At 37.7% G+C, this 16110-nt stretch carries 15 protein-coding genes; 13 read left to right on the top strand and 2 right to left on the bottom strand.

The features are described from left to right. Positions 1–115 precede the first annotated feature (115 nt). The 13 genes from RV17_RS02320 to RV17_RS02260 all read left to right on the top strand — a co-directional run bounded on the left by RV17_RS02320 (position 116) and on the right by RV17_RS02260 (position 13959). Positions 116–1378 (top strand): extracellular solute-binding protein, encoded by a 1263-nt coding sequence (locus tag RV17_RS02320; protein ID WP_067482130.1) that lies wholly within the window; start codon positions 116–118, stop codon positions 1376–1378. 48 nt (positions 1379–1426) lie between these two features. Then, positions 1427–2332, top strand: coding sequence for a carbohydrate ABC transporter permease (locus RV17_RS02315; protein WP_379904522.1), 906 nt, complete (start codon positions 1427–1429; stop codon positions 2330–2332). An 11-nt stretch (positions 2333–2343) separates the two neighbouring features. Continuing rightward, entirely contained in the window at positions 2344–3180 is an 837-nt protein-coding gene (locus RV17_RS02310) for a carbohydrate ABC transporter permease (RefSeq protein ID WP_067482128.1), read from the top strand. Between the two features lie 6 nt (positions 3181–3186). Continuing rightward, positions 3187–3597, top strand: coding sequence for a hypothetical protein (locus tag RV17_RS02305; RefSeq protein WP_067482126.1), 411 nt, complete (start codon positions 3187–3189; stop codon positions 3595–3597). Between the two features lie 15 nt (positions 3598–3612). After that, the gene (locus RV17_RS02300) at positions 3613–5439 is read left to right on the top strand and encodes a glycoside hydrolase family 2 protein (RefSeq protein WP_071868400.1); all 1827 of its coding nucleotides are present in this window, start codon (positions 3613–3615) and stop codon (positions 5437–5439) included. Next, positions 5432–7198 carry a glycoside hydrolase family 2 protein gene (locus RV17_RS02295; RefSeq protein ID WP_071868399.1) on the top strand — a complete coding sequence of 589 codons (1767 nt, stop codon included), beginning with the start codon at positions 5432–5434 and terminating at the stop codon, positions 7196–7198. Before RV17_RS02300 ends, RV17_RS02295 begins: the two co-directional genes overlap by 8 nt. A gap of 159 nt (positions 7199–7357) precedes the next feature. After that, on the top strand, positions 7358–8791 hold the full coding sequence (locus RV17_RS02290; protein ID WP_067482120.1) for an amidase: 1434 nt from the start codon (positions 7358–7360) through the stop codon (positions 8789–8791). A 29-nt stretch (positions 8792–8820) separates the two neighbouring features. Continuing rightward, complete coding sequence (locus RV17_RS02285; RefSeq protein ID WP_067482118.1) at positions 8821–9660, top strand: transporter substrate-binding domain-containing protein; 840 nt, start codon at positions 8821–8823, stop codon at positions 9658–9660. After that, a complete protein-coding gene (locus tag RV17_RS02280) occupies positions 9660–10322 on the top strand; it encodes an amino acid ABC transporter permease (RefSeq protein ID WP_067482116.1) in 663 nt (220 codons plus the stop codon). Before RV17_RS02285 ends, RV17_RS02280 begins: the two co-directional genes overlap by 1 nt. A gap of 232 nt (positions 10323–10554) precedes the next feature. Beyond that, the gene (locus tag RV17_RS02275) at positions 10555–11613 is read left to right on the top strand and encodes a C39 family peptidase (protein ID WP_231885381.1); all 1059 of its coding nucleotides are present in this window, start codon (positions 10555–10557) and stop codon (positions 11611–11613) included. Between the two features lie 159 nt (positions 11614–11772). Then, complete coding sequence (locus tag RV17_RS02270; RefSeq protein ID WP_067482114.1) at positions 11773–12462, top strand: hypothetical protein; 690 nt, start codon at positions 11773–11775, stop codon at positions 12460–12462. Between the two features lie 4 nt (positions 12463–12466). After that, positions 12467–13423 (top strand): sce7725 family protein, encoded by a 957-nt coding sequence (locus RV17_RS02265; protein ID WP_071868398.1) that lies wholly within the window; start codon positions 12467–12469, stop codon positions 13421–13423. A 26-nt stretch (positions 13424–13449) separates the two neighbouring features. Continuing rightward, complete coding sequence (locus RV17_RS02260; protein ID WP_071868397.1) at positions 13450–13959, top strand: GNAT family N-acetyltransferase; 510 nt, start codon at positions 13450–13452, stop codon at positions 13957–13959. A 123-nt stretch (positions 13960–14082) separates the two neighbouring features. On the opposite strand, the gene RV17_RS02255 is transcribed toward RV17_RS02260, so the two are convergent. Then, positions 14083–14643 (bottom strand): guanylate kinase, encoded by a 561-nt coding sequence (locus RV17_RS02255; RefSeq protein WP_067482107.1) that lies wholly within the window; start codon positions 14641–14643, stop codon positions 14083–14085. Between the two features lie 155 nt (positions 14644–14798). Then, positions 14799–15980 carry a NupC/NupG family nucleoside CNT transporter gene (locus RV17_RS02250; protein WP_067482105.1) on the bottom strand — a complete coding sequence of 394 codons (1182 nt, stop codon included), beginning with the start codon at positions 15978–15980 and terminating at the stop codon, positions 14799–14801. Between the last annotated feature and the right edge of the window lie 130 nt (positions 15981–16110).

The raw sequence follows: 16110 nt of genomic DNA, 5'->3' as shown, positions 1-16110 counted from the left end.
TAATTTAGCAATGTACTAGTTGTTGAAAATAAAAAAATACTAAATGGTTCATTAGCCTAAAAATAATTTCGGTTGAAAATTAACTATTTAGTAAAATTGAGAGAGGGACAGAAAAATGAAAAAATTATTAGGTATGGCATTGGTGACGGGCGCTTGTTTGATGACATTAACAGCATGTGGCAGTTCTGGAAGTACGGGGTCGGCAAATGAAAAAGAAATCGTTTTTTGGAATCCATTCACAGGGGCGGACAGTTCAAACGTCAAGGCAATGATTGATGAGTATAACAAAACAGACCCTGAATATAAAATCAAAAATGTCTCGTTAAAAGAAACAGATATGTATACCAAAATCCCAACGGTCGTTAACTCAGGGAAAAATATCCCGGATTTGAATATTGTTCATGCAGAGCGAATTAAGCAGTATAAAGACAACGACATGCTAGAAAATTATGATGAAATTTTGGCTGATTTTCCCGAAGTCAAAGCCGAAAATTACGTGACTGAAGCATGGAATTTGGGTGAATTGGATGGTGTGCGATACAGCTTGCCACTTGATATCCACAACTGGGGAACTTATTACAATAAAGAACTGCTAGAAAAATATGCACCCAATGCTCTGGATGACAATATCTTGACCTTTGATGAGATCAAAGAGGCAGGCGAAAAAGCAAAAGCTGATGACGTTCGAGGCGTAGCTGTTACTTGGATGAAACCCAATTACTTATCTACATTCAAGCAAGCGGGAGGCGAATTAACGGAAGATGGAACGGCACCAACCTTGGATACACCAGCGGCTAAGGAAGCAATGAATGCATGGGCTGATTTATATCAAGCTGGAGTTACAACAAAAGATGGGGAAGACCCAACGCAATTATACTTAGCTGGAAAACTACTTTTTTTCCCAGAAGGCATTTGGCTACAAAATAATATCAAAGATGCAAAATTTGAGTGGGGATTGACCAATTCACCACAACTAACAGCTGACGCAAGTAAAATAGTCAATTGGGCATCTTCCCATCAATTTGTGATGTTCAAGAACAAAGATCGTTCCGATGAGAAAACAAAAGGAATCATGGAATTTATCAATTGGTTGCGGACGAATTCACTTGAGTGGGCAAAAGCGGGGCAAAATCCAGCAACGTTAGCAATTTTAGAGAATGAAGAATACCAAAAGATGCCACAATCATTCTTCATTGAAACACCTGAACAACAAGCAACACTTTCAATCTTTGACTATAAATATAATGGTTATGTTTCAGAGTACATTGATGCGCATGGTTTTGATACGATTTTTGGGAAACAGTCGGTGGCTGATTTCACGAAAGGGATGCAAAAAGAAGTTGTCGATAAAATTGCCAAGGATAGTTCCAATAAATAAATTTTTTTCACAAGTTATTTTGATTCAAGAAAGGATTGCGCAGTTATGATGACTTCTACGGAAACGATGTCAAGTACAGGCAAGGTAATCAAGAAAAAGAAATGGCTGCCTTGGATGTTCTTGGCACCACACTTAACGATTTTTACAATTTTTTTCTTACTACCTGTCATTTTTGGTTTGTATATTTCTTTAACAGACTGGGACTTATTCAACTCGCCGACATTTGTTGGCTTAGCTAATTATCAAGATCTTTTGTTTAATGAACAGTCTACTTTTTATGAACAATTGCGGATTGGGTTAAAAAATACATTTTTATTTGTTCTGTTTTCAGTGCCGAGCTGTATTATCGTTCCGTTGATTTTAGCAGCAGCATTAAATACGAAACCAAAATTAGCAAAACTATTTCAATCACTGTTTTATTTACCATCACTCTTTGCCATTTCTGCCGTAGTAATCATTTGGACGCTAATTTTTAATGTCAACTATGGTCCAATCAACACGATTTTACAATCTAACATTCCTTGGACTGGGACACAGCCCTATGCCTGGATTGCGTTAGTGGTTGTAACAGTTTGGTGGACAATTGGTGGAAATATGATTATCTATCAAGCAGCATTAAATGGCATTTCAAAAGATTTTTACGAGGCAGCCGATATTGATGGCGCTACGACGTTACAAAAATTTTTTAAAATTACTTTGCCAGCAATCAGAGGACAGATTTTATATACCGTAGTAATGACAACGATTGCACAGTTTAATGTTTACGGACAACCGCTAATGTTGACAGGTGGTGGACCAAACAACTCAACGCGAGTCTTATTGATGTATATCCAACAAAATGCGTTTGGTTCAGGACAATCAATTGCCGGAATGGCATCTGCGATGGCAGTCATTTTAGGTCTCTGTATCATGGTCGTTTCTGCGATTCAATTTAAGTTTTTACGAAAAGAGTAGGGGGAGACAAGATGAAGAAAAAGTCAATGTCTAAACTAATGGCATTTTGCTTTTTGCTTGTGATGGGGATTGTTTGGATGATTCCATTACTGTATGGTGTGTTGACATCATTTAAATCTGAGATGGAGCTGATGACAGCGGGGTTTAAGTTATTACCAATTGAATGGGTCTTAACGAACTACACAGAACTTTTAGTGAATAATTCAAGTACACCGTTAGTTAAATGGTTCTTTAATTCGTTATTCATCTCTGTTTCTCATACTCTTTTGGTGTTAGTTGTCGTCTCATTTTCGGCGTTTGCTTATAGCCGTTTAAGTTTTAGAGGTAAAAATGGACTTTTTTCCTTTTTGCTAGCAACGATGATGTTTCCGAGTGTAGTGAATTTGATTCCACTTTATAAAATCGTTGATATTTTAGGTTGGGTCAATACGCCATTGGCAATGATTGTCCCAGGAGCAGCTGGTGTATTCAACATTTTCTTAGTTAAGCAGTTTATGGATAATATTCCAAAAGACTTTGATGAAGCCGCACAGATTGATGGTGCGAGCGAATGGACGATTTTCCGTAGAATTATTTTACCTTTGATTAAACCAGTGTTATTAGTAGTAGCGTTATTTGCCTTTACGGGTTCTTGGAATGATTTCTTGTGGCCATCCATCGTATTTAATGATATTGAAAAAATGCCGATCACTTCAGGGTTACAACTTTTACAAGGCATGTACCAAGCGCAACCAACCTTGTTGATGGCGGGCGCTTTGGTGGCGATTATTCCGACTTTTATTTTGTACCTATTTGCTCAAAAATATTTTTTACAGTCGATGTCTTTATCTGCTGGTGTGAAAGGATAAGAGAAAATGGAACGAAAAAGAGAACGACAATTGATTCGAATGATGGGAATCTGGCAAATCCTTGATGGGGTAGTAACAATCGGAATTTATGGCTTGTACCAGCAACAAATCTTTTCTGGTATGGTCGAAAGTCATTTAGCACAATTGAAGGCAATTGATGCATTATTTGGGAATGTTTTCTTATTTGTCTGTACGTTTGGCACGTTATTGATTGGTTTAGGATTAGCAAATTTAGTCATTAGCCAACGATATGTAAAAGACAATCAGGTGAATATAAAAATAGGTGTGTACTTATTAGTTCAAGGCTTATTCTCTTATTTGATTCTGGACATCATTAGTTTGGCGTTAGGAATGACAGCAGGAATTATTTTACTTGCTAGAAATAAGGGAATTAAATTGAACGTTCAAAAATCTTAGTTGGGAGTTAAAAATATGATGCGTGAAGAGTATCCTCGTCCGCAATTTGTCCGTGAACACTTTGTCAATTTGAACGGAGTCTGGTCATTTGCTTTTGATGATAAAAACATTGGAATAAAAGAAAGGTGGTATTGTACACCTGAAAAACTTGATCAAATAATTGAAGTACCATTTGTTTATCAATCAGAGTTAAGTGGGATCAACCAACGTCAAATTCATGATGTTGTCTGGTACCAGCGAACATTTTCTTGGGAAAAACGGGAACAAAAAAGATGTTTCTTACATTTTGGTGCAGTGGATTATCGAGCGGATATTTATGTTAATGGTTGTTATGTTGGAAATCATCTTGGTGGGCAAACGTCATTTTCATTTGATATTACTGACTTTTTAATAACAGGAGAACAAAGTTTAGTTGTCCGTGCTTGGGACCCGCACGACGATGAAACGATTCCAAGAGGAAAACAATTTTGGGAAGCAGAGTCAAGAGGCATTTGGTATACGAATAGCACAGGGATCTGGCAAACCGTTTGGTTGGAAGAGGTGTCAGAAGAACATCTCGAAAAGATCGAATTAACACCAGACATTGACCAAGGAAATGTCTGTCTTGCGCTCACCGTACCAGCTGCGGCTGTTGGCCGAACGTTGCGCTATCAAATTTCGTTTAAAGATATCGTAATTTGTGAAGATCAGCTAACCATTTTTTCAACTTTCACCAAACGTTGGATTGATATTTATAATCAAAAAATTTTCCGTACCAACTTTCATGACCATGGGTGGACTTGGTCGCCTGAAAACCCAAATCTGTTTGATATTCGTTTTGAATTAGTTGATGGGAAAGAAGTGTTGGATCAAGTAACTAGTTATTTTGGGATGCGTAAAATTCATGTTGAAAACGGAATGATTTTCTTAAATAATCAACCCTATTATCAAAAGTTAGTATTAGACCAAGGCTATTGGCCTACGGGATTACTGACAGCTCCCGATGATAAAGCATTGATCAAGGATATTGAGTTAGCGAAGGAAATGGGATTTAACGGTTGTCGAAAACATCAGAAAGTGGAAGACCCACGATTTTTATATTGGGCAGACCAGCTAGGTTTTCTCGTTTGGGGAGAATGTGCATCCGCGCCTATTTATACGTCAGACGCGGCTTCTAGGCTGACCAAAGAATGGGTCGAGATTATTGAACGTGATTATAATCATCCGTCCATCGTAACGTGGGTTCCGCTAAATGAAAGCTGGGGGATTCCGGAAATCCATTTGAATACGCAACAACAAAGTTTTTCTAAAAGCATCTACAACTTTTTGCATGCGTTAGATACAACTCGTTTGGTTATTTCTAACGATGGTTGGGAAATGACTGAAACAGATATTTGCGCGATTCACAATTATAATCATGGTGAGGAAACTGAAACTGAAAAATACAATCATTTTAAACGAAGTTTAGCAAGCGTTGATGGATTGATCAACCATCCACCAGGGAAATGGGCAATTTTTGCTCAAGGATTTACCTATCAGAATCAACCGATTTTGTTGACTGAATTTGGGGGTATCGGCTATCAGGTGCAAGGTCAAAAAGGATGGGGTTATACTTCCGTAAATGACGGCACACAATTTCTTGCGGATTATAGTCGGATTATGCGAGCAGTTTATGAATCTAAAGCATTATGGGGTTATTGTTATACGCAGTTAACAGATGTAGAACAAGAAATTAATGGCTTGCTTACTTATGATCGACAAGCAAAAGTTTCTTTAAAGAAAATTAAGGAAATTAACGATCAATATCATCCAGAACGCATTTCTATTAAAAATCAATGGAGAAACGAGGCAGAATATGAATAACCTTCGACGAGAACACCCACGCCCACAATTCATTCGAAAAAATTGGACTTTGCTTGACGGAACTTGGGCATTTCAATTTGATGATGACAATCAAGGAATCCAACACCAATGGTACAAAGGAATTCCCAATACCGTTCCGATTACTGTACCTTTCACTTATGAAACAGAATTGAGTGGTATCAATGATCCTGCCCATCATTCTGTTGTATGGTATGAGAAGACAATTGATTTAGAGGAGCAAAAAAAGTACACCTTATTATTTGAAGGCGTTGATTATTTTAGCCAAATCTGGTTGAATGGCAAACAAATTGGCTCACATCAGGGAGCTTACGAACGTTTCGAATTTGATTTAACGGAAGCGCTACCCGGTAAAAATCATTTGGTGATTCGTGTAGAAGATTCGCTTGCGGAGGACCAACCACGAGGAAAGCAGCGATGGTTAACGGATAATTTTGGTTGCTGGTATGTTCAAACAACGGGGATTTGGAAATCGGTTTGGTTGGAAGAACAGCAGTCAGAAATCCGATTGGCGTCAGTTAAAATGACGCCAGATTTAGCCAACGATCAGATTGTTTTTGAGCCACTTGTTAAAGAAGGGGCGACTTATCCAAAAAGAAGTTATTTATTTGAAGCGGAAGTCTCATTTGCTGAACAATTAATTAGTTCACATCGAGGATTACTAACTCATTCACTCACCCCAATTTCATTGCAAACAAAAGTCAAAGAGGACGGTTGCTGGGGAACGAAAGTCTGGTCGCCAGAAACGCCGCATTTATATGATGTCACTTTCCGTCTTTTCACTGAAGAAGGTGACTTATTAGATGAAGTATCCAGTTATTTCGGCATGCGTGATATTTCTATCAAGAAGGGACAAGTTTTATTGAACCATCATCAACTCTATCAGCGATTGATTTTGGATCAGGGTTATTGGAAAGAATCAGGAATCACACCGCCTTCGCTTGAAGCGCTGGAAGTAGATCTTGATCGGATTATAGAAATGGGTTACAACGGGTTAAGAAAACATCAAAAGATCGAAGATGAACGGTTTTTATATCTATGTGATGAAAAAGGTTTGTTGGTATGGTCTGAGATGGCATCAACTTATTTGTTTAACGATCAAGCAATGGAACGTTTTGTTGATGAGTGGCAAGCAATTATCCGCCAAAATTACAATCATCCATCAATCATTACTTGGGTACCATTTAATGAATCTTGGGGAATCAAAGGAATTGAACACGATCAACGACAACAACACTTCACTGAAAGTATCTACTATTTAACGAAATCTTTTGATAAACAACGACCAGTAATTACAAATGATGGTTGGGTCCATACCATTTCTGATATTTTGACATTACATGATTATGAAGAATATGGTGAACGTTTCACAGCACGGTATGAAAATAAGAAAGATTTTGTAACTAATGAACATCAGTTTAATCAAGATTTTTATGCTTTCGCTGATGGGTATCAGTACCAAAATCAACCAATCATTATTTCTGAATTTGGTGGGATTGCTTTCACAACCGAAAAGGCAGAAGACTGGGGTTATGGGAATCAAGTGAGGAATGAGGAACAATTTATGACACGTTTTGATGCCATCCATCAAGCGATTCAGGAGTTACCATTTATTACGGGGTACTGTTATACACAATTGACAGATGTTGAGCAAGAAGTAAACGGACTGTTAACTACGGATCGAAAACCAAAAGTTGATTTAGCTAAAGTGAAAGAAATCAATACAAGAAGAGTGAAGTAAGTCAAAAATAATTGCGAATTAAAGTTGGGTTTAGTCACGGATGAAAGTGATGCCCAACTTTTTTATTGTTTAAAAGTTTGTGCACAAATGTGCAAGCGTATTCATTGTTTTGTATAGAAACTTATGGGAGAATAACTTGGGAAAAAAGGAGGGTCTAAAATGAAAGATGCGATCTATCTATCTCAAGCATTGAAAGAGAAGCAATTCAGCCAACAAGAGTTTCTTGAAGAAACAACGAAAAAAGCAAAAAAACTGAATCCCGAATTAAATGCTTTTGTGACATTTGCTACTACTGATTTGCCTCAAAAAAAGACTGATTCATTATTAGCGGGAGTTCCTTTTCCGTTGAAGATGCTAGGGCAAGAGAAAAAAGGTTGGTTGGCGACATCTAGTTCTGTTTTGTTCCAAGATCATCATGCTTCGATGAATTCAAACTATGTTCGACAAATTGAATCGCTTGGCTTGTTGCCGTTTGGACAAACGAATTCACCCGAATTCGGCTTTAAAAACATCACAGATCCTGTACTTTATGGTCCAGCAAGAAATCCATGGAATGTTGCTCATTCACCCGGTGGTTCAAGTGGTGGCGCAGCAGCGGCTGTAGCAGCCGGCATTGTGCCTATGGCGGGAGCAAGTGACGGTGGTGGTTCTGTTCGAATTCCGGCTTCCTTTTGTGGTCTGATTGGGCTAAAACCTTCAAGAGGAACGATGCCTGTGGGACCTTATGCATGGCGTGGTTGGCAAGGAGCAGCAATTGATTTTGGGTTAACGATTTCTATGCGGGATACGGAAGCATTATTTTATGGTTTACGTGGGACTGCTTCAGGTGCGCCTTATCAAGCATCACCAGCAGAATGGCAAACACATCCAGAGAAAAAAACGTTGCGTGTAGCGGTTTGTTCTGCCTCACCGATTGGTTCAACAATTAGTGAAGAAGCAAAACAAGCGATAAAACATGCAGCAGATTTTTTAGTTGAGCAAGGACATGACGTAGTAGAAGTTACTTATCCATTGGATGGTCGTCACTTGATTAATTCTTATTATCAAATGAATGCTGCTGAAACGGCAGCGATGATTACTTCGATTGAAGGAAGTCTTAAACGGTCGGTCAGACAAGAAGAATTAGAACCGGTTTCATGGACGTTACTAGAATATGGGAAAAAAATCGCTGCTGCTACTTATATTGAATCCTTGCATGTTTGGGATCGTGCAGCGGTAACAATGGAAGAATTATTCCAAGAGTATGATCTGTTTCTTTCACCAACGACTGCGTTCTCAGCTCCAGAAATAGCAAAAGATTTACAAAGTGATCTGATTCGCGAGAAGATGAGTCAAGTTTCTGAACTGTCGGAAAAACAAGCATTTGATGTTGTTACGGAAATGTTTGAGGAAAGTTTGCAGATTACTCCTTATACTCAGTTAGCCAATCTAACTGGACAACCAGGTATCAGTTTGCCAACACATCTAACTGCTGAAGGGTTGCCATTAGGAATTCAGTTTATGGCAGCTAGAGGTCGCGAAGATCTTTTATTTACTATAGGAAAGTTATTTGAAGAAAATCAAAAATTTTATTTACCGAAAAATGTTCAATAGTGTGTGATTGTGATTCGTAGGAGGAAAAAATGAAAAAGTCAGTTTTTGCAATTATTTTAGTCAGTGGTTTATTCGCCTTAGCAGCTTGCGGCCAAGGAAGTTCTAAAACGTCAGAAGATAATAGTTTAAAGCAAGTGGAAGATAAGAAAGAAATGGTTGTTGCGACTTCAGGAACACTGTTCCCAGCATCTTATTATAACGATGATAATCAATTAGTTGGTTATGATGTTGACGTAGCAAAAGAAGTAGCGAAGCGTTTGGGTGTTGATATCTCGTTTAAAGAGTACAATGTTGATGGCCAAATTACTGCTGTATCTAAGCAAGCAGTTGACTTTGCAGCAAATGATTTTGGGATTACAAAAGAACGGGAGAAAAAATTCTCTTTATCTGATCCAATTAAATATTCTTTTGATAGTATGATCGTGCGTCAAAAAGATAATTCTGGGATTGCTTCTTTAGAAGATTTGAAAGGAAAGAAAGCTGCCGGTGAACCTAACACAAGTTATATGAAATTAGCAGAAAAATATGGTGCAGAATTAGTTACTTATGATAACGCGACGAATGATCAATATCTAACAGATGTTGCTAATGGACGAACAGATGTGATCTTAAATGATTATTACTTACAAAAGATGTCTGTAGCTGCGTTACCAGATATTCCAGTTAAAATTTTGGAAAACGTTTATTTCAATGCAAATAGTAGTGGCTTTTTGTTTAAAAAAGGGCATGATGCTTTAGAAGGAAAAGTGAACGAAACACTTAAGCAAATGAAAGAAGACGGGACATTGAAAACAATTTCTGAAGGTTATTTCCAAACCGATGTTTCAGTGAAACCAAAAGAAGAAATTGCTGAAACGGTGAGTGAATAATGTATTTTCCCGCAATTGATTTTCTTCTAATGTGGCAGTCCATCCCCTTTGTTTTACAAGGGCTGACTTATACGTTAGGAATCGGGGTCCTTTCTTTCTTATTAGGCAATGTTATTGGGATTTTATTAACAATACTCGGGTTAGTTCGCTGGCGACCTATTCGTTGGTTCGTCCGGTTTTATCTCTCTTTTTTTCGGGGAGTTCCTGCATTAGTATTACTTTTTTTACTGTATTTCGGCTTACCGTATCAACTGAGTGCCGTGACAGCATCGATTATTTGTTTTACGATTACAAGTAGTGCTTTTATCGGTGAGATTTATCGTGGATCGTTAGCTGGTGTGCCTCAAGGACAATGGGATGCTGGCTTGGCTGGTGGTTTTTCTTTTTTGGGTGTTTTGCGTTATATTGTGTTGCCGCAAGCTTTTCGCATCTCGATTCCTGCACTAAGTAACGTAGCGATGGATTTGGTGAAAGGGACTTCTTTGGCAGCAACGATTACCGTTCCAGAAATTTTTCAAAAAGCAAAAATCATTGGTGGGCGGACATTTGACTATTTTTCGTTGTATATTTTAGTCGCTTTGGTTTATTGGCTGATTTGTATTGGAATTGAGAAAGTCCAACAACTATTAGAAAAGCATTATGCCAATCGTTTGATCCAATGAACATGAATAAATAATAACTGAAGTTGGGATAGAAAATGATCCTAGCTTCTTTTTTTATAAAAAATTGCTATTTCATTCTTCCTGTTAGATAATTTTCTTGAGAATAAGTTATTTTTCGCACAATCTTCCTGCAAGAATGAGAAAAAAAGAGTCTTTTTCGAATAAGTTTTTGTCATGATGTGTTTCGTGCTACAATTTTTGTGCAAATAATTGAATGAACTGGGGGATAAACGTGAAGAAAAGAGGATTTACTTTGTTAGGGCTTGGCTTGCTTTTCGCAATTGGTATACAGACAGGACATGCGCAGGCAGAAGAAGTAGCAACAACTAGTACAGGTAGCATTCCAATGTATCGCCTTTTCAATAAATATAGTGGTGAGCATTTATACACACGTAGTACGGGGGAAAGAGATAATTTGAAACGTGTTGGTTGGAATTACGAAGGTGTGGCATGGCAAGCCCCAACCAGTGGATCGCCCGTATATCGTTTATACAATCGCTATAATGGTGAACATTTTTATACGATCGATGCAGGAGAAAGAGATAAGATTTCCCATACTGGCTGGACCTATGAAGGGATCGCTTTTTATTCTTACAGTGGTGCTAATGGTGTACCAGTTACACGTTTATATAGTAAAAAAGTGAATTGGCATCATTATACGCTAGACAACAATGAAAAAAATATCATCAGCAAACAAGGGTGGAAAATCGAAGGTGTTGGCTGGTATGCAATGCCGAATAGCGCCCCAACCCCAAGCGAAGAAAAACTATTGAATGTGCCTGTTGTTTGGCAAGGAAATACGATGTTGTGTGAAGGTGCGTCATTACTACAAGGGTTACGTTATAAAGGAGTTACGAATCAAGACTTATTGACTTTCGTTAACTCGATGCCACGTGCAAATGATAATAATCCATATCATGGATATTCTGGTGAATGGCGTCATAATGTTTCTGGTACTTATCAAGGAATGATGGCTGATCCGGTCGTCCAATGGGCGAAAAAAGTAGGTGGAAATACAGCAAATATTTCCGGAAAAGGAACGGCTGGAATTAAGAATGAGATTCGTAAAGGAAATCCAGTTGTTACTTGGATCACGTATAATTATGCTTCGCCGCAATTCAAACAAATGCCTTGGGGACGCGCCGTTTGGAATGGACATGTGGTATTAGTCGATGGGTTCAAAAATGGTGCATATCATGTTGTCGATCCTGTCTTTGGTGCAAAATGGATCAATGCGAGTACTTATGAGAATGCGTTTAATGTAACTGGTATGGCAGTAGCAGTTCGTTAATCAAATATGTTGAGAAAAGTTCGTTGGAGTGTGGCACTAGCTGTTGCACTCCTTTTTTGATTTACTGTTAAGTAGAGAAATAACTAGCATTTTTGATTATCGTTGTGTAAAATAAACAAGATGATTAGGCGAAAATACGTTCGTGTCGGAGGCGAGAAGATGAAAACATCCTTAACAATTGATATGGAGGAGTCACTTTACTACTATTGTCTTGAACAAGGTGGGATTGTGGTAGAAGAGGTGACGATGCCAGAAGAACAAGGAATTGTGGATACGTTATGTTGTCTAACAAAAGCAGATGGAACGCGTGAATGGCGTTGTTATGAATTAAAAGTAACAAAAGCAGACTTTCGTTCAGCGGCGAAGCTCTCATTTGTTGGACACTATAATTATTTTGTGTTGCCTCAGGAACTCTACGAAATTGTTCAGTCAGAGATTCCGGCTGAAATTGGTGTTTTTGTTTACCGACCCTATGTCTCGGCAGAAGAAATGCCTGCACCAGGAACGTTTACAATTGCCAAAAAAGCAACAAAAAAAGAACTGTCAGTACCGGAAACAGCATTGACCAACCGTTTTATGGCTTCACTATTTAGAGAAGTTCGAAAAGCGAAACAAATGGAACGAGGGGTTAGATATTTTCCGACTGAACAATTATATAAAGAATTAAAAAGACGTTCAGATGAACAAAGTCCATTTTCGACTGAACGTTATTATGAACGTTTCATGGAAGATTTAAATAATCAAGCGGTAGAAGAATTACAAGAAGAGGTTCTTGCCTTGCAACAAGATTATGAATACCTACGTCACCAACAACAAATTCGACGTTTACCAACTGAGCCATTGGAGTGATCTTATGTATTATCCTTATTTACGTGGAAAACAATTTGATTTGTTAGCCTTAAAAGAAGCGATTAATCGTAATGTTTTATCAACTAAAGTTCAGCCAATCATTGAACCAGTACGAGATTCTGCGACACTAAAAAATGTTGTTGAACTTTTCCAGAAGAAAAAACAACCGTTAATCGTGATTGATAATCCACAGGTAGGTCAATTTAAATTATTTCAAGAACATCTACACCCGTGGACTGAAACGCAGAAGAGTTCCATTCGGCATGGGCTGATTTTGACACCACAAAATTTCCAAGAGATTGTGAACAATCCTCCTGAATGGCTGATTTTTGATGGACAGTACTATTTAAGAGAATCAGCAAGCTGGAAAAAATTGGCAAATAATGAAACAAAATTCGTTATTCCTGATAAGAGTCGCTTGCGAATTTGGCTACCAGAAAATAAAATCATTTTACGGGATTCGTTTCAAACAAAAAAATATGTCGAAAACTATGCTGAAAAGCCAGATGATTTTTTTAGTGACGATTACTTATTTCATCGAGAAGACGGCTATGTTGGTTTTGCTGATTTTACGATTGAAGGTAGTCGTTATTTTGATAAAGGGTATCCTAGTCGTGCGTTAGGCATTCATTTAACCTACGTTGATGCTTACGGGAATATCCGGGTGAAACATTTCATTTCTGATAGTAATGAGTCTGCAAAAGATCAAGCAGTTAAATTCTTCGAAGCAGCGGCAAAAATGAAAAATTGGGTTTGGCGCAATCAAGACCAACTGTTGATTACTTCAGGAATGATCGAGCTTTTGTTATTAGAAAAAAAGCAAAAATTTCCGGGCTTAGGTGTATTAAAAAAATGGTCCTTACTGCATCACTTAGAGCTAATGAGTCAGTTGGTGGAGCATCCAACAAACTGGCTGAAAGAAGTGACACAGACCAATCGCTTACAAGAACTAGACCAATAAAAGGGAACCTACAGGAGGCAATGAAGATGTACCTTAGAAAAACAAGACTTGAAGACATCGAAAAAGTGATGGAAATCATTCAGGCGGCAACGCAATTTTTAGCAACACAAGGATTGCCACAATGGCAAAATGGGCAAGGCCCAACCAAAGAAATCATTTTAATGGATAGTGAAAAAGAGGAAAGCTTTGTTTTGATTGATGAGGAACAGATCGTTGGCACAGCAGCTTTAGTTTCAGGTGTTGATCCTGTTTATACAGCTATTGATGGTTCGTGGGAAGAAGTCACATCAAGTTATTTATCGATTCATCGAGTTGCAATTGATCCAACAGTTCGAGGAAAAGGCTTGGGAAAAAATTTACTGAAACATTTAGTAACAATTGCGGCAATCCAAGGAGTCAAAGATATCCGAATTGACACGTATCCGACCAATGAACCAATGAAAAAAACAATTTTAGCAGCAGGCTTCAATTATCGAGGAATGATTGAATTTCCATTTGAACATGGGGAAAGACTGGCTTATCAGTTGGTGATTTAGTAGGAAATCATTGGTGAATAAAAGTAAATCGTATTTTCTCCTTTGAATACAAGCAAAAAGAAATCAGATTGTGTGTCTGATTTCTTTTTGTTTAGCAAATAACCAAAGTATAATTGGAAACAATTATCTTGAAGTGTTTTCCTGTAAAACTTTTACGAGTTGCTGCTGGGCTGACTCGAAAGTTGTGTCATTTGAAATAATTGCAAGGGTGGGAATACTGGTTAGGCGCTGTAGTTCTTCTTGGTCACGTTCAAAAAGCGCTAGTCGTTTTGAACGCTCAGCTTGAGAATCCCCTCGATCTTCTAAACGTTTTTGTAAAGTTTCTTTTGAAATCGAGATGAAGATGGGGCGAATGCGCTCTCCAAAAATTTCATGAAGTCGCCAAAAACCAGAGGCTGTTAGTACAGCGTAACAATCAGCTTTTTTTAGTCGATTTTCGATCTCTAGTTTACTAGAGCCATAGTAATTTCCTGCGTATTCGTCCCATTCAGCAAATGCACCATCTGAAATCATTTCTTGAAATCTTTTTTTAGAGATAAAGTAGTAATCTTTTTCGTTCTGTTCACTAGGACGCTTTGAGCGACTAGTGTGTGTGATGATTTTTTGATCTGGACGAAAAACGGAAGCAGCTAACGAAGTTTTCCCTGAACCTGATGGACCAATAATTACATAACAATGGGTCATAGTGTACCTCCTTATTAGTTAATAATATAACCCAATGACGCTTAAAATGAAAAGAAGAGACTGGGGAAAGTTTTCTCTCAGTCTCTTTCTTTTTAGTTAATCTAATTGCATGATGAGCTAAACAGAATGGTTTTAACCTCTTGTGTTTGGCTAATTTAAACTAATAAACCTGTAACGATAGCGCTAAGGAAGCTGACTAAGGTTGCAGTCAGCAAGATTTTCAAGCCATGTTTTGCGACCAAATTTCCTTTTTCTTCATTCAATCCTTTCATTGCACCAGAAATAATTCCGATAGAAGAGAAGTTTGCAAATGAAACTAAGAAAACAGATAAGATGGCTGTCGTTCTTTCTGTGAAATGGAAGTTTCCAGTTGAAAGTTCAGTCATCGCGACAAACTCATTGGTAACTAATTTGGTTGCCATGATACTCCCAGCATCAACTGCTTCATTCCAAGGAATACCACTGATAAAAGCAAGTGGGGCAAAGATGTATCCAAGGATTTCTTGGAATGTAATGCCAAATAATCCGTTGAAAATGGCATTGATCATTGCAATCAATGCAACAAAACCAATCAGCATCGCTGCAACAGTCACTGCAACATGAAATCCATCTAAAATATATTCACCAAGCATTTGGAAAAATGTTTGATTTTTGTCTTCTTCAATAATCAACTCGTCTTCTTTTTGATCGAGTTCATAAGGATTGACGATCGAAGCCATAATGAAACCACCAAGTAAATTTAAAACAAGTGCAGTAATCACATATTTAGAATCAATCAACGCCATATAAGAACCGACGATTGACATTGAAACTGTTGACATCGCGGAAACGCTCATTGTGAACAAACGTTTTTCAGACAGAAAAGGTAGTTCTTTTTTTATGGAAATAAACACTTCTGATTGTCCTAAAATAGCAGAGGCAACCCCGTTATATGATTCCAATTTCCCCATACCATTGATTTTGCTTAAACCAAGACCAACTGCTTTCATAAATAAAGGCAAGATTTTGATATAACGTAAAATCCCAATAATTGCTGAAATAAAGACGATTGGCATCAAAACATTTAAGAAGAAAGGGAAGCTTCCTTTATTTGCGACACCAGCAAAAACAAAGTTGACGCCTTCGCCTGCAAAGGCTAGTAAATGGTCGAACAATTTAGCTGAAACAGAAACAACTGCATGACCTGCAGAGGTTCGCAAAAGCACAAAACCAAAAACTAATTGAAGCACAAACATAACAAGTAGTGGCTTCCATTTGATTGCTTTTTTATTACTGCTAATGAAAAAAGCAACTGCTAAAACTAGTATTAAACCGATAATTCCTAACAAATAACTCAAAAAATCACTCCTAACAAAATTCCGTCTAATTTTACCTGTTTTCATAACAAAATACTAACCTTTCAATTAAACTTTCATTGTTTTTTTAGAGTGAAGCGGATACAACATGAAAACCATTTGATTCTAAAAA

This window comes from Enterococcus thailandicus (assembly GCF_001886265.1).
GTDB classification, from domain to species: domain Bacteria; phylum Bacillota; class Bacilli; order Lactobacillales; family Enterococcaceae; genus Enterococcus_B; species Enterococcus_B thailandicus.
The sequence above is the reverse complement of the archived record's forward strand: the minus strand, read 5'-3'. Positions and strand labels throughout refer to the sequence as shown.